Source organism: Streptomyces sp. NPDC047853 (genome assembly GCF_043204535.1).
Classification (GTDB): Bacteria; Actinomycetota; Actinomycetes; order Streptomycetales; family Streptomycetaceae; genus Streptomyces.
This window is the reverse complement of record NZ_JBIDCI010000002.1, coordinates 418,705-442,278: the sequence shown is the minus strand read 5'-3', so window position 1 is coordinate 442,278 and position 23,574 is coordinate 418,705. Positions and strand designations below refer to the sequence as shown.

At 69.8% G+C, this 23,574-nt stretch carries 24 protein-coding genes and 1 riboswitch; of the genes, 13 read left to right on the top strand and 11 right to left on the bottom strand.

Translation table 11 applies throughout. The annotated features are described in order from the left end of the window. Positions 1-6 precede the first annotated feature (6 nt). Together cydB and ACGF5T_RS05985 are read right to left on the bottom strand one after the other, a co-directional pair. Positions 7-1,011, bottom strand: a complete 1,005-nt coding sequence (gene cydB, locus ACGF5T_RS05990; protein ID WP_356602715.1) for a cytochrome d ubiquinol oxidase subunit II — start codon at positions 1,009-1,011, stop codon at positions 7-9. A 20-nt stretch (positions 1,012-1,031) separates the two neighbouring features. Beyond that, positions 1,032-2,537 (bottom strand): cytochrome ubiquinol oxidase subunit I, encoded by a 1,506-nt coding sequence (locus tag ACGF5T_RS05985; protein ID WP_366768341.1) that lies wholly within the window; start codon positions 2,535-2,537, stop codon positions 1,032-1,034. A 208-nt stretch (positions 2,538-2,745) separates the two neighbouring features. On the opposite strand from ACGF5T_RS05985, the gene ACGF5T_RS05980 reads away from it, so the two are divergent. Continuing rightward, positions 2,746-3,120 carry a cyclophilin-like fold protein gene (locus ACGF5T_RS05980; RefSeq protein WP_366768340.1) on the top strand — a complete coding sequence of 125 codons (375 nt, stop codon included), beginning with the start codon at positions 2,746-2,748 and terminating at the stop codon, positions 3,118-3,120. Between the two features lie 51 nt (positions 3,121-3,171). Here the strand turns inward: ACGF5T_RS05980 and hisC are convergent, their stop codons facing one another. Further along, complete coding sequence (hisC, locus tag ACGF5T_RS05975; protein ID WP_366768339.1) at positions 3,172-4,251, bottom strand: histidinol-phosphate transaminase; 1,080 nt, start codon at positions 4,249-4,251, stop codon at positions 3,172-3,174. 398 nt (positions 4,252-4,649) lie between these two features. On the opposite strand from hisC, the gene ACGF5T_RS05970 reads away from it, so the two are divergent. From ACGF5T_RS05970 to ACGF5T_RS05960, 3 genes are all read left to right on the top strand, one after another. Then, the gene (locus ACGF5T_RS05970; RefSeq protein ID WP_361015929.1) at positions 4,650-5,762 is read left to right on the top strand and encodes a LacI family DNA-binding transcriptional regulator; all 1,113 of its coding nucleotides are present in this window, start codon (positions 4,650-4,652) and stop codon (positions 5,760-5,762) included. Positions 5,763-5,974: 212 nt separating this feature from the next. Continuing rightward, complete coding sequence (locus tag ACGF5T_RS05965; protein WP_356602705.1) at positions 5,975-7,081, top strand: metallophosphoesterase; 1,107 nt, start codon at positions 5,975-5,977, stop codon at positions 7,079-7,081. Positions 7,082-7,263: 182 nt separating this feature from the next. Further along, complete coding sequence (locus tag ACGF5T_RS05960; RefSeq protein WP_356602703.1) at positions 7,264-8,133, top strand: hypothetical protein; 870 nt, start codon at positions 7,264-7,266, stop codon at positions 8,131-8,133. 24 nt (positions 8,134-8,157) lie between these two features. Here the strand turns inward: ACGF5T_RS05960 and ACGF5T_RS05955 are convergent, their stop codons facing one another. Together ACGF5T_RS05955 and thiC are read right to left on the bottom strand one after the other, a co-directional pair. Next, a complete protein-coding gene (locus tag ACGF5T_RS05955) occupies positions 8,158-9,630 on the bottom strand; it encodes a VWA domain-containing protein (RefSeq protein WP_366768338.1) in 1,473 nt (490 codons plus the stop codon). 82 nt (positions 9,631-9,712) lie between these two features. Further along, a complete protein-coding gene (thiC, locus tag ACGF5T_RS05950) occupies positions 9,713-11,506 on the bottom strand; it encodes a phosphomethylpyrimidine synthase ThiC (protein WP_356602699.1) in 1,794 nt (597 codons plus the stop codon). Continuing rightward, positions 11,499-11,688: riboswitch (TPP riboswitch) on the bottom strand. Its footprint overlaps the gene before it by 8 nt. 71 nt (positions 11,689-11,759) lie before the next feature. Here thiC and ACGF5T_RS05945 point away from each other — a divergent pair. Next, positions 11,760-13,424, top strand: coding sequence for a YibE/F family protein (locus ACGF5T_RS05945; protein ID WP_366768337.1), 1,665 nt, complete (start codon positions 11,760-11,762; stop codon positions 13,422-13,424). A 50-nt stretch (positions 13,425-13,474) separates the two neighbouring features. Here the strand turns inward: ACGF5T_RS05945 and ACGF5T_RS05940 are convergent, their stop codons facing one another. The 4 genes from ACGF5T_RS05940 to ACGF5T_RS05925 form a co-directional block, all read right to left on the bottom strand. Next, positions 13,475-13,912 carry an SsgA family sporulation/cell division regulator gene (locus ACGF5T_RS05940; protein ID WP_053133836.1) on the bottom strand — a complete coding sequence of 146 codons (438 nt, stop codon included), beginning with the start codon at positions 13,910-13,912 and terminating at the stop codon, positions 13,475-13,477. 99 nt (positions 13,913-14,011) lie between these two features. Further along, positions 14,012-14,737, bottom strand: coding sequence for an IclR family transcriptional regulator C-terminal domain-containing protein (locus ACGF5T_RS05935; RefSeq protein ID WP_356603003.1), 726 nt, complete (start codon positions 14,735-14,737; stop codon positions 14,012-14,014). A gap of 313 nt (positions 14,738-15,050) precedes the next feature. Further along, the gene (locus tag ACGF5T_RS05930; protein WP_007388908.1) at positions 15,051-15,263 is read right to left on the bottom strand and encodes a DUF5326 family protein; all 213 of its coding nucleotides are present in this window, start codon (positions 15,261-15,263) and stop codon (positions 15,051-15,053) included. 175 nt (positions 15,264-15,438) lie between these two features. Continuing rightward, entirely contained in the window at positions 15,439-15,756 is a 318-nt protein-coding gene (locus tag ACGF5T_RS05925) for a cupin domain-containing protein (RefSeq protein WP_366768336.1), read from the bottom strand. A gap of 59 nt (positions 15,757-15,815) precedes the next feature. On the opposite strand from ACGF5T_RS05925, the gene ACGF5T_RS05920 reads away from it, so the two are divergent. The 6 genes from ACGF5T_RS05920 to ACGF5T_RS05895 all read left to right on the top strand — a co-directional run bounded on the left by ACGF5T_RS05920 (position 15,816) and on the right by ACGF5T_RS05895 (position 20,567). Then, on the top strand, positions 15,816-16,193 hold the full coding sequence (locus ACGF5T_RS05920) for a phage holin family protein (protein WP_356602694.1): 378 nt from the start codon (positions 15,816-15,818) through the stop codon (positions 16,191-16,193). A 5-nt stretch (positions 16,194-16,198) separates the two neighbouring features. Continuing rightward, positions 16,199-16,693, top strand: coding sequence for a low molecular weight protein-tyrosine-phosphatase (locus ACGF5T_RS05915; RefSeq protein ID WP_356602692.1), 495 nt, complete (start codon positions 16,199-16,201; stop codon positions 16,691-16,693). After that, positions 16,690-17,865, top strand: a complete 1,176-nt coding sequence (locus ACGF5T_RS05910) for a cystathionine gamma-lyase (protein WP_366768335.1) — start codon at positions 16,690-16,692, stop codon at positions 17,863-17,865. The genes ACGF5T_RS05915 and ACGF5T_RS05910 overlap by 4 nt, the downstream gene beginning before the upstream one ends. A gap of 227 nt (positions 17,866-18,092) precedes the next feature. After that, the gene (locus tag ACGF5T_RS05905) at positions 18,093-19,001 is read left to right on the top strand and encodes a LysR family transcriptional regulator (protein WP_366768334.1); all 909 of its coding nucleotides are present in this window, start codon (positions 18,093-18,095) and stop codon (positions 18,999-19,001) included. Positions 19,002-19,064: 63 nt separating this feature from the next. Further along, complete coding sequence (locus ACGF5T_RS05900) at positions 19,065-19,547, top strand: NUDIX hydrolase (RefSeq protein WP_366768333.1); 483 nt, start codon at positions 19,065-19,067, stop codon at positions 19,545-19,547. A gap of 153 nt (positions 19,548-19,700) precedes the next feature. Then, on the top strand, positions 19,701-20,567 hold the full coding sequence (locus ACGF5T_RS05895; RefSeq protein WP_366768332.1) for a GNAT family N-acetyltransferase: 867 nt from the start codon (positions 19,701-19,703) through the stop codon (positions 20,565-20,567). A 90-nt stretch (positions 20,568-20,657) separates the two neighbouring features. Here the strand turns inward: ACGF5T_RS05895 and ACGF5T_RS05890 are convergent, their stop codons facing one another. Continuing rightward, positions 20,658-21,077 carry a heme-binding protein gene (locus tag ACGF5T_RS05890; RefSeq protein WP_356602682.1) on the bottom strand — a complete coding sequence of 140 codons (420 nt, stop codon included), beginning with the start codon at positions 21,075-21,077 and terminating at the stop codon, positions 20,658-20,660. Between the two features lie 164 nt (positions 21,078-21,241). Beyond that, complete coding sequence (locus ACGF5T_RS05885) at positions 21,242-22,450, bottom strand: MFS transporter (RefSeq protein ID WP_366768331.1); 1,209 nt, start codon at positions 22,448-22,450, stop codon at positions 21,242-21,244. 141 nt (positions 22,451-22,591) lie between these two features. Here ACGF5T_RS05885 and ACGF5T_RS05880 point away from each other — a divergent pair, with 141 nt between their 5' ends. Together ACGF5T_RS05880 and ACGF5T_RS05875 are read left to right on the top strand one after the other, a co-directional pair. After that, complete coding sequence (locus tag ACGF5T_RS05880; RefSeq protein WP_366768330.1) at positions 22,592-23,056, top strand: MarR family transcriptional regulator; 465 nt, start codon at positions 22,592-22,594, stop codon at positions 23,054-23,056. A 57-nt stretch (positions 23,057-23,113) separates the two neighbouring features. Next, entirely contained in the window at positions 23,114-23,566 is a 453-nt protein-coding gene (locus tag ACGF5T_RS05875) for a GNAT family N-acetyltransferase (protein ID WP_366768329.1), read from the top strand. Positions 23,567-23,574 lie beyond the last annotated feature (8 nt).

Genomic DNA, 23,574 nt, shown 5'->3' with positions numbered 1-23,574 from the left:
TCGGACTCAGTGCGCGGCTTCGGCGATGTGCTGCGTGCCGATCCGCTTGCGGAACACCCAGTACGTCCAGCCTTGGTAGAGCAGGACGACTGGTGTGGCGACCACGGCCAGCCAGGTCATGATCTTGAGGGTGTAGGGACTGGACGAGGCGTTGGTGACGGTGAGGCTCCAGTCCGCGTCCAGCGTGGACGGCATGACGTTCGGGAAGAGCGTCAGGAAGAGCATCGCCACGGAGGCCACGATGGTGAGGCCGGAAAGGGCGAACGACCAGCCCTCACGCCCGGCCTGGTTGGCCAGCAGCGCGACGACGAGCGCCGCGACGGCCACCACGAGAGCAACCAGGCTCTTGCCGTCACCGTTGTCGAACTGCGTCCAGAGCAGGAAGGCCAGGGCCAGCACCGCCGCCACGAGGCCGACACGCAGGGCCAGCGCCCGTGCCCGCGCCCGGATCTCGCCGACGGTCTTGAGTGCCGTGAACACCGTTCCGTGGAAGGTGAACAGCGTCAGCGTGACCAGGCCACCCAGCAGGGCGTACGGGTTGAGCAGCTCCCAGACGGAGCCGACGTACTCCAGGTCCCGGTCGATCTTCACACCCCCGACGATGTTGCCGAAGGCCACGCCCCAGAGGAAGGCCGGTATCAGCGAGGTCCAGAAGATCGCCGTCTCCCAGTTGCGCTGCCAGCGCTCCTCGGGGCGCTTCACCCGGTACTCGAAGGCGACGCCCCGGACGATGAGGCAGACCAGGATGACGAGCAGCGGAAGGTAGAACCCGGAGAAGAGCGTGGCGTACCACTCGGGGAACGCGGCGAAGGTCGCACCACCGGCCGTGAGCAGCCACACCTCGTTGCCGTCCCACACCGGGCCGATGGTGTTGATCAGCACGCGCTTCTCGGCCCGGTTCCGGGCGAGCAGCTTGGTCAGCACGCCCACCCCGAAGTCGAAGCCCTCCAGGAAGAAGTAGCCGGTCCACAGGACGGCGATCAGAACGAACCAGACGTCGTGCAGTTCCATGACGGTGCGGCTCCCTCGGCCTAGTAGGAGAAGGCCATCGGCTTGTCGGCGTCCCGCAGGTCGCCGCCGATCTTCGTGGGCGGGTTGAGGTCGGCCTCGGTGAGTTCGGGCGGACCCGCCTTGACGTACTTGGCGAGCAGCCTGACCTCGATGACGGCGAGGATGGCGTAGAGCGTGGTGAAGACGACCATCGACGTGATGACCTCCGCCTGGGACACACCGGGGGAGACCGCGTCGCGGGTCTGCATCACGCCGTAGACGACCCAGGGCTGCCGGCCCATCTCGGTGAAGATCCAGCCCCATGAGTTGGCGATCAGCGGGAACGCCATCGTCCAGAGGGCCAGGAGCCAGTACAGGCGGGTGAGTCTCGTGCCGAGCGGCTTGCGGAACAGCACCAGGTGGGGCACCTCGTCCTCACCGGTGCGCAGAGCGGCCGGCAGCAGGAACTTCTTCCGTGTCAGCCACAGGCCCAGCAGCCCGAGGGAGAAGGACGCCATGCCGAAGCCGATCATCCAGCGGAAGCCCCAGTAGGCGACAGGGACGATGGGCTTGTAGTCACCCGGGCCGAACTTCTCCTGCAGGGCCTTGTTGGTGTCGTTGATGCCGGGCACGTACGAGTCGAAGTCGCTGTGGGCGAGGAAGGACAGCAACCCGGGTATCTCCAGGGCGACCTTGTTGTGGCCCTTGTCGACGTCCCCGTAGGCGAAGACCGAGAAGGGTGCCGGTTCCTCGCCGTCCCACAGGGCCTCGGCTGCCGCCATCTTCATCGGCTGCTGCTCGTACATGACCTTGCCGAGGGTGTCGCCGCTGATCGCGGTGAGCATGCCGCCGACCGCCAGGGTGACCAGGCCGAGCCGGAGCGAGGTCCGCATCACCGGGATGTGCTTCTTGCGCATCAGGTGGAAGGCGGCGATGCCGACCATGAAGGCGCCGCCCGTCAGAAAGGCCGCCGAGAAGCTGTGGAAGACCTGGTTGAGGGTGGTGTTCTGGGTCAGCACCGCCCAGAAGTCGGTCAGCTCGGCGCGGCCCTTCTCCTCGTTGATCCGGTAGCCGACGGGGTGCTGCATCCAGGAGTTGGCCGCGAGGATGAAGTAGGCCGACAGCAGGGTGCCGATCGAGACCATCCAGATGCAGGCCAGGTGGATCTTCTTGGGCAGCTTGTCCCAGCCGAAGATCCACAGGCCGATGAAGGTGGACTCGAAGAAGAAGGCGATCAGCGCCTCGAAGGCGAGCGGAGCTCCGAAGACGTCACCGACGAAGCGGGAGTAGTCCGACCAGTTCATGCCGAACTGGAACTCCTGCACGATGCCGGTGACCACACCCATGGCGATGTTGATCAGGAAGAGCTTGCCCCAGAACTTGGTGGCCCTGAGGTGCTTCTCCTTCTCGGTACGGACCCAGGCGGTCTGCAGACCGGCCGTGAGGGCGGCCAGCGAGATCGTCAGCGGGACGAACAGGAAGTGGTAGACGGTCGTGATGCCGAACTGCCATCGCGCCAGCGTCTCCGGCGCCAGAGCCAAGTCCACGTCGTCACTCTCCTTGCGTTGCCACTCGCCGTGTCACCGGCAGTTTGAGCGTGTATGTCACACCTATCTCGGGCGCAACCGGGACACGCTTGTGAACGCGTTCACATTCACAAGCAATTATGACTTACTGCTTTTCGACACCGGAAGGGGGGTCCCCTGTGACGTCAACCCCTTGGCAAGGACTTCAACATCTTGTTGAATCCGCCGCATGAAGATACGGATCTCGTGGCCCGCGGGTCACCTCACCGCGGCACTCGACGACACGCCGACCGCGCAGGCCCTCCTGAAGGTCCTGCCGCTCACCGCCTCCGCCCACACCTGGGGTGAAGAGGTGTACTTCGACACAGGCGTGCCGGTTTCACGTGAAACGGACGCCCGGCAGGTCGTAGAACCGGGCACGGTGGCCTTCTGGACCGACGGCGACGCTCTGGCGCTCCCGTACGGGCCCACGCCGATCTCGCTGGGCGACGAGTGCCGCCTGGCGAGTCCCTGCAACGTGCTCGGGCGCCTCGACGGCGACCCGCGCCTCTTGGCCACCGTGCGCGACGGCGACCCGGTACGCGTCGAACTCGTCGACGCCTAGGACTGTGCGGCGCACCTGACCGCCGCACAGTCCAACCGGCCGTACGACGGCTTACATCTCCTGGCGGAACTCCTCCGACACCTTCAGGAAGATGTCGTTCGCCTCGCTCTCCCCGACCGTCACCCGCACACCCTCGCCCGGGAACGGTCGGACCACCACACCGGCCCGCTCGCACGCGCCCGCGAAGGCGACCGTCCGCTCCCCCAGCCGCAGCCACACGAAGTTGGCCTGGGTCTCCGGCACCGTCCAGCCCTGCGCACGCAGCCCGTCGACCACGCGCGTGCGCTCGCACACCAGCGAGCCGACCCGGCCGATCAACTCGTCCTCGGCACGCAGCGAGGCGATCGCCGCCTCCTGCGCGATCTGGCTGACCCCGAACGGCACCGCCGTCTTGCGCAGCGCCGCCGCCACCGGCTCGTGGGCGATCGCGAAGCCGACCCGGAGGCCGGCGAGGCCGTACGCCTTGGAGAAGGTCCGCAGGACGCAGACGTTGGGCCGCCGACGGTAGATCTCGACGCCGTCCGGGACCTCGGGGTCGCGGATGAACTCGCGGTACGCCTCGTCGAGGACCACCAGGACGTCACTCGGCACCCGGTCGAGGAACCGCTCCAGCTCGGCCCGCCGCACCACCGTGCCCGTCGGGTTGTTGGGGTTGCAGACGAAGATCAGCCGGGTCCGGTCGGTGATCGCGGCCGCCATCGCGTCCAGGTCGTGCACGTCGCCGGAGGTCAGGGGTACCTGCACGGAGGTCGCGCCGCTGATCTGCGTGATGATCGGGTACGCCTCGAAGGACCGCCAGGCGTAGATCACCTCGTCGCCCGGCCCCGAGGTCGCCTGGATCAGCTGCTGGGCCACACCCACCGATCCGGTACCGGTGGCCAGGTGGGAGAGAGGGACCCCGAACCGGTCCGACAGCTCGCTCATCAGGGCCGTACAGGCCATGTCCGGGTACCGGTTGAACGACGAGGCCGCGGCCGTCACCGTCTCCATCACACCCGGCAGGGGCGGGTACGGGTTCTCGTTGGAGGACAGCTTGTAGGCCACCGGGCCGTCGGCCGCGGCGGGCTTGCCCGGCTTGTAGGTGGGGATTCCCTCCAGCTCGGCGCGCAGCTTGGGGCTCGTCTCACTCACCGCAGTCCTCCTCATGACCACCACCGTCGAATACTTCTCACCTTAAGAGGATTGGGCGCCCCTGCGTATAGGGGAGGCCGGACCTCCTCCGTCACACTGGCATCAGGGGCATCAGTGCACGAAGGCGCACGATTCGGGGGGCGCGCCGCACATATATCTACGCGCCGGTGGCTCGCGCCGTGGCGCGCATCCCCCGTGCAGGTGAGTTGAGACCTCTTCGCAACATCCGCCACGGGGCAGGCCCTCGGTGGTCGACACGTCAGATACTGGGTTGGGATACGCCAACTAGCGTGGTTTCTATGGCTGTTCAAGCTTAATGATCATGCAGAAACGTGACTGTCAACGCGTGCATATGCGTCCGCCCTACCCCACCCCATGAGCCCTACTATCGGCTCGCCATGACAGCAGCAGGGAAGCACCAGGTGAGCCGCGCGGAAACCTCCCGTCGAGGCAGCCGGCCGGGTCGAGCGGGCATCAGGGACGTGGCCGCCGCCGCCGGAGTGTCCATCACGACCGTCTCCGACGCCCTCAACGGCAAGGGCCGACTCCCGGATGCCACCCGGCGCCACGTGCGCGAGGTCGCCGACCGACTGGGCTACCGGCCCTCGGCCGCCGCCCGCACGCTCCGCACCGGCAAGTCGGGACTGATCGGCCTGACCGTGACGACGTACGGGGATGAACCTTTCACCTTCACCGAGTTCGCGTACTTCGCCGAGATGGCGCGCGCCGCCACGTCGGCCGCGCTCGCCCGCGGCTACGCCCTCGTGATCCTCCCGGCGACCTCCCGTCACGACGTGTGGTCCAACGTCGCGCTCGACGGCACGGTCGTCATCGACCCCTCCGACCACGACCCGGTCGTCAGCGAGCTGGTAAGGCAGGGTCTGCCCGTCGTCTCCGACGGCCGTCCGGCCGGCACGCTCCCCGTGACCGCCTGGGTCGACAACGACCACGAGGCCGCCGTGCTCGGCATCCTCGACCACCTGGCGGACGCCGGCGCCCGCAGGATCGGCCTGCTCACCGGCACCACGACCGACACGTACACCCACCTGTCGACCACCGCCTACCTCCGCTGGTGCGAGCGCGTCGGGCAGGACCCGGTCTACGAGGCCTACCCGGCACACGATCCGTGCGCCGGCGCCGTCGCCGCCGACCGGCTGCTGGCCCGCCCGGACCGGCCCGACGCCGTCTACGGTCTCTTCGACCCGAACGGCACCGACCTGCTCGCCGCCGCCCGCCGCTACGGGCTGCGTGTCCCGGAGGACCTGTTGCTCGTCTGCTGCAGCGAGTCCACCGTCTATGCGAGCACCGAGCCGCCGATCACCACGTTGTCGCTCAAGCCCCGCCGCATCGGCACGGCGGTGGTCCAGGTCCTCATCGACGCCATCGAGGGACTCGACTCCGAGCAGCCGGTCGAGCAGGTGATACCGACCGAGCTGATCATCCGTACGTCGTCGCAGCGCCGTCCGCCCCGCACGACGGTCAGTCCCCCGCGGTCACCCGAGCGCGAGTAACAGCGCCGGGCCGGCACGTCCGGAGCGTGACCGCGTCACCTCTGCGGATGTCCAAGACCGGCCCAATCGGGGCGAATGCCGCAGTGAAGCGGAGTCCTGTTCCGATTCACCACCCCTGGGTCATCACACAGCGCGATCCGCATTCCTATGATGGGCCCACACACCGCGGGCCGCTGCGACCAGGCAGTCCGAAGCGGTGCAGATGCGGCGCGATGGTGGAGGGGTCGATGACTCAGGGGGCCGGTCAGGGACCCGAGGTGGAGCGGACGGCGACGGTGCGCGACTTCCGGGTGCCCGCGTACGTCCACGAGACCGCTCCGTACGCCGGCCCCGGCGCGCACATGAGCGAGGTCGCGCCGCCTTCCGAAGCCAGGGACGAGGAGGCCTGTCCGGAGGGGTACACACCCACTCAGCGGGATCTGCCCGTCATCCGCCGGGGTGACACGGTCCAGGTGGCCGTGGATCCCGAACCGATCGTGGTGCAGCAGGCCGCCACGGGGCAGGGGCCGCTGTTCGTCGTCGGTGACGTGCACGGATACCTCGACGAGCTTCTGGCCGCGCTGCGGGAGAAGGGCCTCGTCGACGCCGCGGGCCAGTGGTGCGCGGGGACCTCGCGCCTGTGGTTCCTCGGTGACTTCACCGACCGCGGCCCGGACGGGATCGGCGTCATCGACCTGGTGATGCGGCTGTCCGCCGAGGCCGCCGCGGCCGGCGGCTACTGCAAGGCACTGATGGGCAACCACGAGCTGCTGCTGCTCGGCGCCAAGCGGTTCGGCGACACCCCCGTCAACTCCGGTGCGGGCACCGCCACCTTCCAGGCGGCCTGGCTGCTGAACGGCGGGCAGAAGACCGACATGGACCGTCTGCAGGACCACCACCTGCAGTGGATGGCCCGCCTCGACGCCCTCGAAGAGGTCGACGGGCACCTGCTGGTCCACTCCGACACCACCACCTACCTCGACTACGGCCGCTCCATCGAGGAGGTCAACGACACCGTCCGCGAGGCGCTGACGCGCAACGACGCGGAAGAGGTGTGGGACCTGTTCCGCAAGTTCACCAAGCGCTTCTCCTTCCGCGACGAGGGCGGCGCCGACGCCGTGCGCTCACTGCTGGACACGTACGGCGGCACCCGCATCGTTCACGGCCACAGCCCCATCCCCTACCTGCTGGGCGAGGTCGGCTCCGAGGACGGCGAGGACGACACGCGTACCGTTGTCGAAGGACCTCACGTCTACGCGGACGGATTGGCCATCGCGATGGACGGCGGGGTGACCATGGCCGGAAAGCTGCTGGTCCAGCAACTGCCGCTCGACATCTGACCGTTCCCCGGGCGCTTCGGGCGGCGGTGGCGTGCGTACAGGTCGGCACCCAATTTCTGGAAACCCCCTGTCACCCGCCACCGTCACCGCTCTACCATCGGCTTATCCGTAGCAGGCTCCCCTCCGTTTCTGCCCGACGGCTCGTTGGCATGCGAGCCCCAAGCCCTACGGAGCATCGGGGGATGCACATGAACAGCGTTCCGCAGCACCTGCCGAACGAGGACCGCCAGGAGTACGAGCGGATCCTCGACGAGGCGCTGCGCTCCGCACCACACCGCCCGGAACTGGCCGCCCTCGGACAGCGGCTGAACTCCGAACAACTGCGCACCATGGCACTCAACGCGACCGCCCTCATCACCGCGGCGGCCACGACCGAGTACCGGCACTACGTGAAGGCCCGCGAGGAACTGCGCCGGCCGGCGCCGTCCGCCGGGACGCCCGCCACGCGCGAGTCCGGCTCCGAGGAGTCGGGCACGGGCGCGGGGGGACTGGCCGCCACCGTGGGCGAGGTCGCCGAGGCGACCGGCGCGGGTGCCGTAGCCGTCGTCGCCGTCCTGGCTCCCGTCCTGGCCGGTACCGCCGCGGCGATCTTCCTGCTCGTCGGGTACATCCTCAGGATGCTCGATCCGGGGCAGGCCTTCGCGCAGACCATGCTCACCACAGGCTGGGTGTTCGGCGCCATGACCGCGGTGGCGATCCTCGTCGCCGCGGTGGGGCTGCTGCTCACCGCGCTGCGCAACCACCCTTCGGCCGAGTCCGGTCCGCACGGCGAACTCGACGGGGAGGTGGCCCGGGCCCGGGACGCCTGGCGCGAGGCCCTGCTGGAACGGGGCATCCTGCCGTTCCTGCGGGAGGCGTTGGCGGCTCCGGGTACTACGGCCCTGCACCCTACGGGGCCCGCGGCACCCACGAGCCGCATGCCACACCTGGGATACGGCCGACCGGGGTTCACTAGTCCCGGTGAGGGCTCGGGCGCGTCGCAGCGTCCGAGTTATTCGAGTCCGGACTTCAGCAGTCCTGACTTCGGCGGCCCGGATCACCGGCCCGAGTAGCCTCCGGCCTGGGCGGGCAACGGGTCAGAGGATGCCCGCCCGGCCGGCGGCAGTGATCCAGAACGGAAACTCCGACAGCAGGCGGTCGTACAGCTCCGGATCGGGGACGGTGCCGATGTCGTCCACGGCGAAGAAGCCGACGTTGTCGACGCGTCGGCCCGGCAGGGTGTCGAACCGCTCGAGCACCCCGTAGTCGGACCGCCCGAGCCCGACGAACTGCCAGAAGACGGGTTCCTCCACCGCCTCCCGCAGCTCCCGCTCGATCTCGGCGTTGCGGTAGACGCCGCCGTCGGAGAAGAAGAGCACCAGGGTGGGAGCCGTCGCCGGGTTGTCGCGGACGAAGGCACGCACCTCGGCGATGACCTTCTGCTCCTCGTTCTGGATGCCGACCGCGCGCATGTCGACCTGCTCGGGGTGCAGCCCCTTCTTCCTCCCGCGGCGGAAGAGGCTGATCTCGCCCACGCGGACGTGCAGCCGCAGCCACTCGGGCAGCTCACCGAGGCGGAGGTCGGGAAGGCGGGCCGGGTTCGAGGCGAAGGTCCAGGCCTGCATCTCGCCGTCGTCGTCGAGTTGCGCCGCGACGGCGGCCATCCGCTCCACGACATCGGCGACGACGCCCTTGGAGTAGAGGAAGGACATGGACCCGGACGCGTCGAGGACGAGGACGACGCGCGCGGTGGCACCGGCCGCCCCGTGCTTGCTCAGGCTGACCGCGACCTGCTCCTTGCGCAGCGACAGCCGCTTGCGCATGTCGACGGGCAGGCGTTCCTCTCCCTTCGTCAGGCGGGGTCCTGCACCGCTGGGTGCCGGAGCCGGTGCCGCGGGAGGCGCCGGTGCCCGGTGCGCTGCCGGCGGCGTGGGGGTCGGGGGAGTCGGGGGAGTCGGGGGAGTCGGGGGAGTCGGGGGAGTCTCCACGGTCGGCCGGACGGCGGCGGGCGCGGACACGGGCGGCGCGTCGTCGACGGTGATACCGAAGTCGGTGGCCACCCCGGCCAGCCCGGAGGCGTACCCCTGACCGACCGCGCGGAACTTCCATTTCCCCTGGCGCCGGTACAGCTCACCGCCGACCAGGGCGGTCTCCGTCCCGGCCGTCATGTCGAACCGCGCCAGCTCGGCACGGGTGCCCGCGTCCAGCAACCGCAGGGACAGCCCCGGCACCTGGCCGAAGGTCCCGCCGTCCGCCGAGGCGCACAGGACGATCCGGTCGACGTCCGCTTCGACCGTGCGCAGGTCCACCTCGACGGCGTCGGTGGTCACGCCCGCTGCCGTGCCGGCACCGCCCTGCTTGCCCACGTGCCGCACCGCATCGGACGTGTGGCGGGGCTGGTTGTAGAAGACGAAGTCTCCGTCGTCCCGCACCCGTCCGGCCGCTGTGAGCAACAGCGCGGACGCGTCGACCTCGGGCACGCCCGGCCCGGCGGACCAGACGAGTTCGACGCGCACCGCGGGGGAGTCGACGGCGAGGTTGGCACCTTTGCTCAGGGATGTGGCTGTCATACGCCCAGTCTGCCGAGGCGGGTCCCCGGTGGGGAGGGGGCAGGCCCGATGGGCCGCCCCCTTCGTCACCGGAGCCGTTGGCTCAGTCGGCGATCGGCAGGTAGACGCGGTTGCCGGCGGCGGCGAACTCCTTCGACTTCTGGGCCATGCCCTCCTCGATCTCGGACTTGCTGCCCCCGTGCTCCCGTCGGATGTCCTGCGAGATCTTCATCGAGCAGAACTTCGGCCCGCACATCGAGCAGAAGTGGGCCGTCTTGGCGGGCTCGGCCGGCAGGGTCTCGTCGTGGAACTGCCGGGCCGTGTCGGGGTCGAGGGCCAGGTTGAACTGGTCCTCCCAGCGGAACTCGAACCGGGCGTCGGACAGCGCGTCGTCCCACTCCTGTGCACCTGGGTGCCCCTTGGCGAGGTCGGCGGCATGGGCGGCGATCTTGTAGGTGATGACGCCGGTCTTGACGTCGTCACGGTTGGGCAGGCCCAGATGCTCCTTGGGCGTGACGTAGCAGAGCATGGCTGTGCCCCACCAGGCGATCATCGCGGCACCGATGCCGGAGGTGATGTGGTCGTACGCCGGCGCGACGTCCGTCGTCAGCGGGCCGAGCGTATAGAACGGAGCTTCATCGCAGATCTCCTGCTGAAGGTCGATGTTCTCCTTGATCTTGTGCATCGGGACGTGGCCCGGGCCCTCGATCATGGTCTGTACGTGGAAACGCTTGGCGATCGTGTTGAGTTCCCCGAGCGTGCGCAACTCCGCGAACTGCGCCTCGTCGTTGGCGTCCGCGATCGAGCCCGGCCGCAGTCCGTCGCCGAGGGAGTACGTGACGTCGTAGGCGGCGAGGATCTCGCAGAGTTCCTCGAAGTTCTCGTACAGGAACGACTCCCTGTGGTGCGCCAGACACCACGCCGCCATGATCGAGCCGCCGCGCGAGACGATGCCGGTCTTGCGGTTCGCGGTGAGCGGCACGTACGCCAGGCGCACTCCGGCATGGACCGTCATGTAGTCCACGCCCTGTTCGGCCTGCTCGATGACCGTGTCCTTGTAGATCTCCCAGGTCAGCTCCTCGGCGCGACCGTCGACCTTCTCCAGGGCCTGGTAGAGCGGCACCGTTCCGATGGGGACGGGCGAGTTGCGCAGCACCCACTCGCGGGTGGTGTGGATGTTGCGTCCGGTGGACAGGTCCATGACCGTGTCGGCGCCCCACCGGGTCGCCCAGGTCATTTTCTCGACCTCCTCCTCGATGGAGGACGTCACCGCCGAGTTGCCGATGTTGGCGTTGACCTTCACCAGGAACCGCTTGCCGATGATCATCGGCTCGATCTCCGGGTGGTTGACATTGGCCGGCAATACGGCGCGGCCCGCCGCGATCTCCTCGCGGACCACTTCCGGGGCCACGTTCTCCCGGAGGGCCACGTACTCCATCTCCGGGGTAATCTCGCCGCGCCGTGCGTACGCGAGCTGCGTGACCGCGCCACCGTCCCGCCCACGGCGCGGCTGACGCGGGCGGCCGGGGAAGACGGCATCGAGGTTGCGCAGGCCGCCGCGCGGAGAGGTGTGCTTGATCCCGTCGTCCTCGGGACGGACGGGGCGGCCCGCGTACTCCTCGGTGTCCCCGCGGGCGATGATCCAGTTCTCCCGCAGCGGCGACAACCCCCTGCGGACGTCGGTGTCGACGAGCGGATCGGTGTACGGGCCAGAGGTGTCGTACAGCGTGACCGACTGCCCATTGGTGAGGTGCACCTGACGGACCGGCACCCGCAGGTCGGGACGCGAGCCCTCGACGTACGCCTTGTGCCAGCCGATGGACTTCCCGGTCTCCGCGGGCTCCTCCTGGGCGGAGTTCTGCGCGGAGGCAGGCGTGCGTGCGTCCTTGATGGTCATGAGACCTACTCCCTACGCCGGCATTACCCGGTAACAGGTTCGGCGGTCGACGCAGCGGCTTCCGTCGGCAGACGCTTCGTGGCAAACATCACTCGGTATCGGTGACGTTTCCCGTGAAACATCGCTGGGACGGAGGTCAGCGCCCTCTCAGCCCGGTGCTCCGAGCTCCCGCGTGTACAAAGGTGCCCCCACGCTAGCGTCAATTCGGGCGCGGTGAACAGAGGGCCCCCCTCGTTCTTGCGATGATCGGTCGGTGACCACACCGCAGCATCCCCCCTTCCCGCCGCACGAGCCCCGCCGCGGCCCGGGCGCCGAGGACGGCGACGGCCGCGCGGCCGGATCCGCCCCGCACGGCCCCCACGCCGCACCCGGCGCGGGAGACGCCAGACACGACACGGGCGGCGGGCATTTCGCTCATGGCGGTCACGGCGGTGGCGGATGCCACGGCGCTCACGGCGGTGGCAGAGGTGACGGAAGCCACGGCGGTCACGGTGGTGGCGGAGGCCAAGGCGGTCACGGTGGTGACGGAGGCCAAGGCGGTCACGGTGGTGACGGAGGCCAAGGCGGTCACGGTGGTGGCGGAGGCCACGGAACCGGTGGCGGCCACGGCCACTCCCACAGTCACGGTCCGGCCGCGCCCGTGTCCCGGCACCTGCGGAAGGTCATCGCCGCGATCCTGATCCCCTTCACCGTCGCGGTGCTGGTCGGGCTGGCGGTGCTGTGGCCGGGCGGTGCGCCCCCGCACGAGCGCACGGGCGTCGGCTTCGACCGGCAGACCCAGCAGGCCACCGTCACCAAGGTGGTCGAGCTGAGCTGCCAGTCCGCCGGCAACTCGGGCGTCCCGCCGACCGGTGACACCTCCACCGCCGAAGGCTCCTCCGCGGTCCAGCGGGCGAACGGCGACTGCAAGCGAGCGACCATCCGCGTCGACACCGGCAAGGACAAGGGCCGTACCTTCACCGAGATCGTGCAGCCCGACCAGTCGCGGCAACTGCACCAGGGCCAGGAGGTCGTGGTCGCCTACGAGCCCTCCGCCCCCGAGGACCTGCAGTACTCGGTGACCGACATCAACCGCCGGCTGCCGCTGGCCCTGCTCGCCGGCATCTTCGCGCTCGCCGTCGTGGTCGTCGGTCGGCTGCGGGGCCTCATGGCCCTCATCTCGCTGGCCATCAGCTTCCTGCTGCTGAACTTCTTCATCCTGCCCGCGATCCTGCAGGGGTCGAATCCGCTGGTCGTGGCGGTCATCGGGGCGAGCGCCATCATGCTGATCGCGCTGTACCTGTGCCACGGCCTGTCGGCCCGGACGTCCGTCGCGGTGCTCGGCACCCTCATCTCGTTGCTGCTCATCGGCGTTCTCGGATCGCTGTTCATCGACTGGGCCGCGCTCACCGGCAACACGGACGACAACACCGGCCTCATCCACGGGTTGTACCCGACGATCGACATGAGCGGTCTGCTGCTCGCCGGCGTCATCATCGGTTCGCTCGGCGTGCTCGACGACGTGACGGTCACCCAGACGTCGGCGGTATGGGAGCTGCACGAGGCCAATCCGACGATGGGCTGGCGCGGGCTCTACCGCGCCGGCATCCGTATCGGCCGTGACCACATCGCCTCGGTCGTCAACACACTCGTCCTCGCCTACGCGGGCGCCGCGCTGCCACTGCTGCTGCTGTTCTCGATCGCGCAGAGCGGAGTGGGGACGGTCGCCAACAGTGAACTGGTCGCGGAGGAGATCGTGCGCACCCTGGTCGGTTCGATCGGCCTGGTGGCGTCCGTGCCGGTGACCACGGCTCTCGCGGCCCTCGTCGTGTCCGCCGACCGCCCGGCCGACAGGTCGGCGGCGCAGGCGGCCGGAGCGGCACCGGGTGCGGGCGCTGCTCCCGTACGCGGCGGGCGGGGTCGTCGCCGCAAGCGCTGAGGTGTTCCGGTGAGGCGTTACGCCACTCCCGGTCGAGCTGCGGGAACGGTTCAGCCCGCGCTCTGTTCCTCCGCCAGGATGCGGTCCAGCGCCTCGTCGAGGTGGGCGTCGAAGTCGGCGAGCGCGCCTTCCTGCCCCAGTGGCACCAGCTTGTCGGTCCGGTCGAGGAAGGCCACCAGGGGCGCCGCCGACGAACGGAACAGCGCCTGGTCGGTGCCGACCTGAAGTCGGATCAGCACCTCGGCGAGCGGCTCGGGATCGACGGGTGCGATGCGCACGTCACCGTCGCCGCACGGCCGGCCCACCCCGTCCACCAACAGCTCCCGGCCGAAGGCCCAGGTCACCGGGGCGTCCCCGGGCAGGTGGAAGGTCAGTCGCACGGCATAGGGATCACAGGTCTCGTACCCCAGCTCCACCGGGATGCGGAACGAGAGCTCCTCGGACACGAGAAAGCTCATCATGACCTCTGCCTGTACGGACTCGCCCATCGCCTACCCCGTCATTCGCCGTCGACTGTCCGGGAATCAAACCTCTAACACTGGTGGCATCTTGCTCAACGTACACACCAGATCACAAGGAGTGAGTTTTCAGATACTGATAGAGAGGGCGAGCGACCCCAGAAGCCGCCCCACTTCGTCCTGCAATCGCCGCGCCGCGGGCAGCAGCCGATCGGCCTGGTGGACGGGCAGGGACAAGGCCATGGTCGCGGCGGTCGTGCCGACGGTGATCGGGATCGCGGCACAGACGGTCCCCAGTGCGTACTCCTGGCGTTCGATCACTGGCGTCATCCGACGCATGCGTTCCAGTCGTTTGAGCATGGCATTGCCATCACGCACCGTGTACGGCGTGACCGGTTGCACCGGGTAGCGGTCGAGGTGGTCCCGGCGGGCCTCCTCGTCCAGCTGCGACAGCAGACACTGGCCGATGGCATGGGCGTGCCCGGTCTCGCGGAAGTCCGCCCACTCCTCCACCGCGGGGTTGGCCGGGGTGTCGGAGACGCACAGGACGTCGATCTCGCCCTCCCGGTACATGGCGTAGTACACGGGCACGCCGATCGCGTCCCGCCAGCGCGCCAGCGCGTCGACCACCGTGCTGCGACGTTTCTGCGCGGCCCCGCTGCTGCTCAGCCGCTCGGCGGACTCACCGAGGAAGAACAGACCCTTCTCGCGGCGCAGATAACCCTCGTGCACCAGCGTGCGCAGCAGGTGATACGCCGTGGGCAGGGCCAGCCCGGTCTCCCGGGCCAGTTGCTTGGCGGGGGCCCCGTACGCGTGGCCGGCGACGCACTCCATCAGGCGCATCGCCCGTTGCACGGAGCCGATGAGGGTCGCGGAGGGAGCGTCCGTGGGAGGGGCGGTGGGTGTCCGGGGCGTCGAGTGGGGCTGCGCGGGCAGGGTGAGCGGAACGGACGCGGTGTCAGCCGTGGCCAAGGGGCACTCCCGGGGCGCGAGGGGGGCAGCCCGTGCGGGGAACACGGGTGGGGGTGGACGCCACTCGCGGGGTCGCCCCCGCGTGGAGTTCCGGACTCTAACCGCCGGTCACCGACCGCCGACGCCCCGTCCGGCAAACTTCCCCCTCGCGAGGGAACCGGTGGTTCCTGTTACCGCCACCGGTCTCCCACCCCTCTCACCAGTCGCTGCGCGACGACGAACTCGACATGAACTTGCGTACGACGTAGATCAGTCCGCCGACGAGCGCGACGAAGACCAGCAGCTTGAACAGCAGTCCGATCACGAAGCCGACCACGCTGGCGATCAGCCCGCCGAACACGACCAGGGCGATGACCGGCACCGCGATCCACTTCACCCACCACGGCAGTCCCGTGAAGATCTCTCGCATCGCCCTCGTCCTTACCTTTCCGCCCGTTCGAGTGCCGGGACCTCCAGCGGCCCGGGATCCCTCGGGGAATCACCTGTGCACTGCACTCGATGCTAGGACCGCGAAGGCGTCGGCGGGGCCCTCGTGGCCCTTGTCTCACCCTGACCGATCCCCTAGGGAACCCGGAGGGCGCGGCTCAGCTCTCGGGCGGAGAGAACACCACCAGGACCCTCAGATCCTCGCTGATGTGGTGGAACTTGTGGGCGACCCCGGCCGGCACGTACACCACGCTGCCGCGGGCGACCTGCGTGGTCTCCATGCCCACGGTGATCGCGGCCCGTCCGCTCACCACGAAGTACACCTCGTCCTGCGCGTGCGGCTTCTGGGGGTCGGCCGCGCCCGCGTCGAGGGCGTACAGACCGACCGACATGTTCCGCTCACGCAGGAACTGAAGGTAGGCACCGTCGTTGGCGGCGCGCTCCGCCTCCAGTTCGTCCAGCCGGAATGCCTTCATCGCCTCGTCCGCCCCTGCCTCACCGTTCGTTCACGATCGCGTCTGCCACGATCAGACACATGAAGAATTTCCTAGTCAAGACGATCGCCAACGCCGGTGCCCTCGCGGTCGCCGTGTGGCTGCTCGACAAGATCACACTGACCGGGGGCAGTACCGGCGAGAAGGCCGCCACGCTGATCGTGGTCGCCCTGCTGTTCGGCCTGGTGAACATGCTGGTGAAGCCGGTCGTACAGGTGTTGACCTTCCCGTTGTTCATCCTGACCCTCGGCCTGTTCACGCTGGTGGTCAACGCGCTGATGCTGCTGCTGACGTCATGGGTCGCGGACAAGCTCGACCTGAGCTTCCACGTCGACGGGTTCTGGACCGCCGTCCTGGGCGGTCTGATCATCTCGATCGTCTCCTGGGCCCTCAACGCGTTCCTCCCCGACGGGGACTGATCCCGATGACCTACCGCGTCTGCTTCGTGTGCACGGGCAACATCTGCCGCTCCCCCATGGCCGAGGCCGTCTTCCACGCGCGCGTGGCGGACGCCGGGCTGGACGGCCTGGTGGAGGCCGACAGCGCCGGCACCGGCGGCTGGCACGAGGGCGAGGGCGCCGACCCGCGCACTCTGGCCGTCCTGGAGGAGAACGGCTACGACCTCGACCACACGGCCCGCCGGTTCCGGCCCTCCTGGTTCTCCCGCCTGGACCTGGTCATCGCCCTCGACGCGGAACACCTGCGGGAACTGCGCCGCCTCGCGCCCTCGGAACAGGACGCCGCCAAGGTACGGCTGCTGCGGTCCTACGATCCCGCCGCCGACCGCGCCGATCTCGACGTACCGGACCCCTACTACGGGGGCGCGGACGGTTTCGAGGAGTGCCTTGAGATGGTGGAGGCGGCGAGCACCGGACTGCTCGCCGCGGTACGCGAGCAAGTGGAGGGACGGGCGGCATGAGTGATTCCGCTAAGAACGACGAGGCCGGCACGGGCGAGGACGGCCGCCCGCACACCGGGGACGGCACGCGCGCCGTACGGGCCGGGCTGCCCGAGCCCGTCAAGCACGAACCGACGTTGCCCGGCCCCGTGTTCGCCGCCCACTTCCACCTGCCGGGTGAGCCGACCGGTCCGTACGCCTACGGCCGCGACGAGAACCCGACCTGGACCCGTCTCGAGAGCGCCATCACCGAGCTGGAGGCGCCAGGGCGGGACGACGTCGAGACGCTCGTGTTCGCCTCCGGCATGGCCGCGATCTCCGCGGTGCTCTTCTCGCAGCTGCGCGCCGGTGACGTGGCCGTTCTGCCCGACGACGGCTACCAGGTGCTGCCCCTGGTCCGCGCCCAGCTCGAGGCGTACGGCATCGAGGTGCGTACCGCGCCGACCGGTGCGGACGCCCAGCTCGACGTCCTGGCCGGGGCGAAGCTGCTGTGGATCGAGACCCCCTCGAACCCCGGGCTCGACGTCTGCGACGTCCGGCGGCTGGCCGAGGCGGCCCACGCGCACGGCGCCCTGGTGGCTGTCGACAACACGCTCGCCACGCCCCTCGGGCAGCGCCCGCTGGAGCTCGGCGCCGACTTCTCGGTGGCCAGCGGTACCAAGCAGCTCACCGGCCACGGCGATGTCCTCCTGGGCTACGTGACCGGCCGCGACGCCGCCGCGATGACCGCCGTACGGCGCTGGCGCAAGATCGTCGGCGCGATTCCGGGCCCCATGGAGGCCTGGCTCGCGCACCGCTCGATCGCCACCCTCCATCTGCGCGTGGACCGGCAGAACGCCACCGCGCTCAAGGTGGCCGAAGCCCTGCGGACGCGCCCCGAGATCACCGGGCTGCGGTATCCGGGGCTGCCGGACGACCCTTCGCACAGGATCGCCTCGCAGCAGATGCTGCGCTATGGATGCGTGGTCTCGTTCACGCTGCCCTCACGCGCGCGTGCCGATCGTTTCCTGGAGGCGTTGCGGCTGGTGGAGGGCGCGACGAGCTTCGGCGGGGTGCGGTCCACGGCCGAGCGGCGCGGCCGCTGGGGCGGGGACGCGGTACCGGAGGGCTTCGTCCGGCTCTCGGTCGGTGCGGAGGACCCCGAGGACCTGGTGGCGGACCTGCTGCGCGCGCTGGAGGAATCGGCGGACTGATCGCCGCCACCCTCCTGCGTGCCGTGTGGACCCGCTACGACGGACGGTCCGAGCCTCCCCCCTCGTGGCTCGGACCGTCCTCCGGTTCCGCGCGCGAAGAACCGCGCGATCCAGGCTAGTTGACTCTGTGTCAGTGTCCAATCACAGGAGCGACAGCGACCTATCGACATATTTATAGTTGAGCGCGGCCGAAAGGCTGGAGGAGAACAGCCGAGGGGAGGGCTGCCGTGGATCTGGCCTTGCTCCGCACCTTCGTGACCGTGCACCGAGCCGGTTCCTTCACGCGCGCGGCAGCCCTGCTCGGCCTCTCCCAGCCGGCCGTCACGTCGCAGATCCGCACGCTGGAGCGGCAACTCGGCCGCCCTCTGTTCCTGCGCCAGGCCCGGGGCGTGACACCGACGACCATCGGGGACGAGCTCGCCCACAAGGCCGCACCGCACCTGGACGCACTGGTGGAGATCACCGAGACCGGGCTGGAGATCGACTCGTCCCTGCGTTCCCTGCATCTCGCCGGACCACCCGAGTTCATCGCCGAGCGAGCGCTGCCCGCGCTCACGCGGCTCACCGGCGAGGACGGACAGGCGTTCGCCCTGCGTGCCTCGTTCGGGAACGCGGAGGCGATCATGGAGGGCCTGGCCGCCGGGCACCACGATCTGGCCATCGGCACGGCCCGTCCGCGCGGCGCGCTGCTCACGGCGACCCCGCTCTGCGACGAGGAGCATGTCCTGATCGCCGCGCCCCGCTGGGTGGAGCGGACCGGTGGCGGGAGGCCGCCCCACCGCACCACCGCACTCGCTCTGCAACGCGTCCCCGTGGTCGAGGTGCATGAATCGCTGCCCTTCGTCGCCCGTTACTGGGCGTCCGTCTTCGACGCCCGTGCGGCCTTTCCAGGGACGGTCGTCGTCCCCGACCTGCGTGCGGTGCTCGCCTGTGCGGTCGCCGGCGCCGGACTAGCGGTCCTGCCCCGCTATCTGTGCGCCGACGCGCTGGAGCGCGGTGACGTCGTCGCCCTGCACGATCCCGTGGTGCCGCCGCTGCGGACGTACTTCCTGATCGTGCGGACCGGCACCTTGGCGATGTCGCACGTCGCCCGAGCCCACGAGTGGCTGCTGCGCGCGGCCTCCGACTGGAACTGAGCCCGCGAAACCGCGGGGCGCCCGCGATGTTTCACGTGGAACCAGCCGGGCCACATTTCTCCCATGACCGTCCGACCCGTGGTCAAGCGCACCGCCCGTGCCGTCCTGCTGGACGGCGACCACCTGATCCTGATCAAGCGCACCAAACCCGGTGTCGATCCCTACTGGGTCACTCCCGGGGGCGGGGTCGAGCCGGACGACAGCACCGTCGTCGACGCCCTGCACCGTGAGGTCTACGAGGAGCTCGGTGCCAAGATCTCCGACGTGGTCCCCTGCTTCGTCGACACGGTGGAGCACATCGGCGAGGACGAGGGCGCGACCGGCGTGAAGGTGCAGCACTTCTTCGTCTGCCGCCTGGAATCCATGGACCCGTCCCTGCGGCACGGCCCCGAGGTCGACGAGCCCGCGGGCGAGTATGAGATCGTCCGGGTGCCGTTCACCAGGGTCGGGATCGCCTCCGTCCACCTCGTACCGCTGTCGTTGCGGCACTATCTGGACGGCAACATCGAAGGCGTGCGCGCGATGCACGCGCCTGATCTCGGCTGACCCACTGCGGGCGGCGAGCGGCGGTCTGCCGGTCCGCAGGCCGCCCAGCGCGTCGCGGGCGACTGTGGGTTCGCCCACGACGTGGCCAAAAGCTCGCCCGTTCCAGCGGAAAGTGGTGGACGCGGAGGGCTCCTGTCGGACAGCCTGACCTGCGTGCCGACACCTTCCCTCGCCTCGCTGCCGATCCGCCGTCTGACGCTCCGCGACCTCGCCGCGTGCGCCGACCTGTCCGAGGACCGGGGGTGGCCCCGCGAGGAGCACAAGTGGGGGTTCCTCCTCACGGCCGGGAAGGGCTACGGCATCGACGATCCCGGTGGCGGCCTTGTCAGCGTCTGCGCGGTCACCGAGTACGGACCGCACGAGCGTCCCTCCCTCGCTGCCATCGGCATGGTGCTGGTCGCCGAGCGGCACGCCCGTCAGGGCGTCGGACGGCGTCTGATGCGTCACGTCGTCGCCGCACTGGGCACGACGCCCCTGACGCTGCACGCGACCCCGTACGGCCGGCCGCTCTACGAGGAGCTGGGCTTCAAGGCGACGGGCCGGGCGGAGATGGTGCGCGGGCGTCTCACCCCGGGAGGGTCGGAGCCCGGCGTGTCCACGCGCGCGGCCACGGCCGAGGACCTCCCCGCCATCCTCCGGCTCGACGAAGAGGTGTTCGGCGCCGATCGCACCCACATCATCACCCGGCTGCCCGCCTTCGCGGACCAGTTGCGGGTCGCCGAGGAGAACGGCCGCCTCATCGGGTACGCGGCGGCCTGGCCCAACATGGACACCCATGTGGTGGGCCCTTTGATCGCCCGTGACACCGAGACCGCGAAGGCGCTGCTCGCCTCCCTCGCCGCCCGCACGGACCGTCCACTGCGTACGGACATCGACGTACGGCACGAAGAGCTGCTGGACTGGGCCAAGGAACGCGGACTCGCCTCCGTCGCCTTCAACTCGGTCATGACGTACGGCATCACCGAGCTGCCCGGGGACTGGAACCGGCGGTTCGCTCCGCTGACGGTGGCGGCGGGCTGACCGACCGGCGGTCCCTGCGGTACGACGCCGCACGGCGAAGCCGGTTCCCGGGGCATCCCGGGAACCGGCCGCGTGCGCGCATGACTGCCGTCAGGCGAGGGTCCGCACGGCGGCGGTGGCGAAGGAGTGGTCCTGTTCGGGTGCTCCGCCACCCACCCCGACCGCGCCGATCAGCCGACCGTCGCGGTGCACCGGCACGCCGCCCGCGATGAACAGCAGCGGCCGGTCGAGCGCGGTGGGCAGGGTGTGGAAGAGGCCTCCGGGCTGGACGGCGTCGACCAGGTCGGCGGTGGCGGCGTTCAGCTGGAGCGCCGTGTAGGCCTTGCGGGTGCTGGTCTCGCCGGAGATCAGCACGGCCCGGTCGTCGCGCCGGAAGGCGAGGAGGTGACCGCCCGCGTCGAGGACGGTGACGCTGACGACGACCCCGGCGGCCTCAGCGGCACGGTGGGCCGCGGCGACCAGGGCCTCGGCGTCCTGGATGGTCAGCGGGGCGACAGCGGTGGTGCTCATGGGGATGCTCCTGGGTCGGTACTCGGTGGTGCGGTCATGCCGGCTTTCGGTGGCCGTGTCGGATCGGTTGTCGGTGGTGCGGTGCCTCGGTGGTCGGTGAGGCGGGGAGCCACAGGGGAGGGGGACGACGCTGGCCCCGCCCCCCGCCCCCTGCGGCCGGTGGTTCAGTGGTGGGCGACGGCCCGCGGCTCGGCGGGCGCGGCGCCCGCGGACCCCGGCCGGGAAGCGACGTCACGCCGTTCCAGTGCGGCCGAGAGGAAGGCGAGGACCAGAGCGGCGCCGGCGAGCACGGCACCGACCCAGTTGGGCGCGGTGTAGCCGAAGCCGGCGGCGATGACGACACCTCCGAGCCAGGCGGAGAGCGCGTTGCCGAGGTTGAAGGCACCGATGTTCACGGCCGACGCCAGGGTCGGGGCGCCGTGTGCGTGGTCCAGGACGCGCTTCTGCAGCGGCGGGACGGTGGCGAAGCCCAGGGCGCCGATCAGGACGATGGTCACAGCAGAGGCGATCTTGTTGTGCGCGGTGAGCGTGAACAGGGCGAGCACGACGGCCAGTGCGCCCAGTGAGACGTACAGCAAGGGCATCAGGGCACGGTCGGCGAACCTGCCGCCGATGAGGTTGCCACCGACCATGCCGAGTCCGAAGAGGACCAGCAGCCAGGTGACCGAGCCGTCGGCGAATCCCGCGACATGGGTCATCATCGGCGCGATGTAGGTGATGGCCGCGAAGACACCGCCGAAGCCGAGGACCGTCATGGCCATCGCCAGCAGGACCTGCGCGTTCTTGAAGGCCGCCAGCTCGTGGCGCAGCCGCACACCCTCCGCCCGGGGTACGTCGGGGACCAGCTTGGCGACCCCCGCCAGGCCGACGACGCCGAGCGCGGCGACGAGGGCGAAGGTGACGCGCCAGCCGACGGACTGGCCGACGAGTGTCCCCAGCGGGACACCGACGACATTGGCGACGGTCAGTCCGGTGAACATCATGGCGATAGCGCCCGCCCTCTTCTGCGGAGCGACCAGATCGGCCGCGACCACCGAGCCGATGCCGAAGAAGGCACCGTGGGCGAGCGAGGCGACCACACGGCCGACCAGCATGACGGAGAAGGCGGGGGCGAGGGCGGAGAGCAGGTTGCCGACGATGAACAGGCCCATCAACAGCATCAGCATCCGCTTGCGCGAGACCTTGGTGCCGAGCACGGTCATCAGCGGGGCGCCGAACATCACGCCGAGCGCGTATCCGGTCACCAGGAAGCCGGCGGTGGGGATGGAGACCCCGTAGTCGCTCGCGACCTCGGGCAGCAAGCCCATGATCACGAACTCGGTCGTTCCGATCCCGAAGGCCCCGATCGCGAGGGCCAGAAGCGCGAGAGGCATGGAGGGGGTACACCTTCCCAAGAGATTGCAGGAGCGCTTTGCGTGCGTTCACAATAATTGCAGACGCGGGCAATATGCAACCGCCGACAATTGCGGCGCTGGTCTACCCTGGTGTCAGCCACTCCGGGACGGAGGAACCACATGACAACGACGGACCCCGCGCTCACCGCCCTCTCCCAAGGCTGGTGCGCCCTCTCCCTGCTGCACGGGAGGATCGAGGCCCGCATCGAGCGAGCCCTGCAGGCCGGGCACGACCTGAGCGTGCGCGAGTACTCCCTGCTCGACGTGCTCAGCCGGCAGCACGACGGCGACGGGGGGCACCTGCAGATGAAGCAGGTCGCCGACGCCGTCGTCCTCAGCCAGAGCGCCACCACCCGCCTGGTGACCCGACTCGAGGAGCGCCGGCTGCTGGAGCGCTACCTGTGCCCCACCGATCGTCGCGGCATCTACACCAACGTCACCGCGGCGGGCCTGAAGCTGCTGGACGAGGCGCGGCCCACCAACGACGCCGCCCTCCGAGAGGCCCTCGACGAGGCTGCCGAGAATCCCGACCTGGCCCCGCTGGTCCGGGCGGTGGAGACCCTCAAGACGCCGGTGCCCGCCTAGCAGGAGTGGTGCCCGCCCGTGCTGTGCCTCTCTGGCGGCTCTGCGTAGGGTGCGGCCATGGGAGATCTTGAGATACGACCCACCACCGAGGACGACATCCCCGCGGTCGTCGCGATGCTCGCCGACGATCCGCTGGGCGCGGAGCGCGAGTCACCGGACGACCTGGGCCCCTACCTGGCCGCGTTCGAACGGCTCAGCACCGACCCGAACCAGCACCTGGTCGTCGCCGTACGCGACGGCCGCGTGGTCGGCACGCTGCAGCTGACGATCGTTCCCGGCCTGTCCCGGCGCGGCGCCACCCGGTCGATCGTCGAGGGGGTGCGCATCCACACCGACGAGCGTGGCGGGGGCCTGGGAACACAGCTCATCGAGTGGGCCGTCGACGAGTCCCGTCGCCAGGGATGTCAGTTGGTGCAGCTCACCTCCGACAAGACCCGCGTCGACGCCCACCGCTTCTACGAGCGCCTCGGTTTCTCCGCCTCGCACACGGGCTTCAAGCTCTCGCTCTGAACGGCCGG

Coding starts and splice junctions, on each gene's coding strand:
- cydB (WP_356602715.1), bottom strand. CDS start 1,011: ATGGAACTGCACGACGTCTGGTTCGTTCTGATCGCCGTCCTGTGGACC.
- ACGF5T_RS05980 (WP_366768340.1), top strand. CDS start 2,746: ATGAAGATACGGATCTCGTGGCCCGCGGGTCACCTCACCGCGGCACTC.
- ACGF5T_RS05970 (WP_361015929.1), top strand. CDS start 4,650: ATGACAGCAGCAGGGAAGCACCAGGTGAGCCGCGCGGAAACCTCCCGT.
- ACGF5T_RS05965 (WP_356602705.1), top strand. CDS start 5,975: ATGGTGGAGGGGTCGATGACTCAGGGGGCCGGTCAGGGACCCGAGGTG.
- ACGF5T_RS05960 (WP_356602703.1), top strand. CDS start 7,264: ATGCACATGAACAGCGTTCCGCAGCACCTGCCGAACGAGGACCGCCAG.
- ACGF5T_RS05955 (WP_366768338.1), bottom strand. CDS start 9,630: ATGACAGCCACATCCCTGAGCAAAGGTGCCAACCTCGCCGTCGACTCC.
- thiC (WP_356602699.1), bottom strand. CDS start 11,506: ATGACCATCAAGGACGCACGCACGCCTGCCTCCGCGCAGAACTCCGCC.
- ACGF5T_RS05940 (WP_053133836.1), bottom strand. CDS start 13,912: ATGGGCGAGTCCGTACAGGCAGAGGTCATGATGAGCTTTCTCGTGTCC.
- ACGF5T_RS05930 (WP_007388908.1), bottom strand. CDS start 15,263: ATGCGAGAGATCTTCACGGGACTGCCGTGGTGGGTGAAGTGGATCGCG.
- ACGF5T_RS05925 (WP_366768336.1), bottom strand. CDS start 15,756: ATGAAGGCATTCCGGCTGGACGAACTGGAGGCGGAGCGCGCCGCCAAC.
- ACGF5T_RS05920 (WP_356602694.1), top strand. CDS start 15,816: ATGAAGAATTTCCTAGTCAAGACGATCGCCAACGCCGGTGCCCTCGCG.
- ACGF5T_RS05915 (WP_356602692.1), top strand. CDS start 16,199: ATGACCTACCGCGTCTGCTTCGTGTGCACGGGCAACATCTGCCGCTCC.
- ACGF5T_RS05910 (WP_366768335.1), top strand. CDS start 16,690: ATGAGTGATTCCGCTAAGAACGACGAGGCCGGCACGGGCGAGGACGGC.
- ACGF5T_RS05900 (WP_366768333.1), top strand. CDS start 19,065: ATGACCGTCCGACCCGTGGTCAAGCGCACCGCCCGTGCCGTCCTGCTG.
- ACGF5T_RS05890 (WP_356602682.1), bottom strand. CDS start 21,077: ATGAGCACCACCGCTGTCGCCCCGCTGACCATCCAGGACGCCGAGGCC.
- ACGF5T_RS05885 (WP_366768331.1), bottom strand. CDS start 22,450: ATGCCTCTCGCGCTTCTGGCCCTCGCGATCGGGGCCTTCGGGATCGGA.
- ACGF5T_RS05880 (WP_366768330.1), top strand. CDS start 22,592: ATGACAACGACGGACCCCGCGCTCACCGCCCTCTCCCAAGGCTGGTGC.
- ACGF5T_RS05875 (WP_366768329.1), top strand. CDS start 23,114: ATGGGAGATCTTGAGATACGACCCACCACCGAGGACGACATCCCCGCG.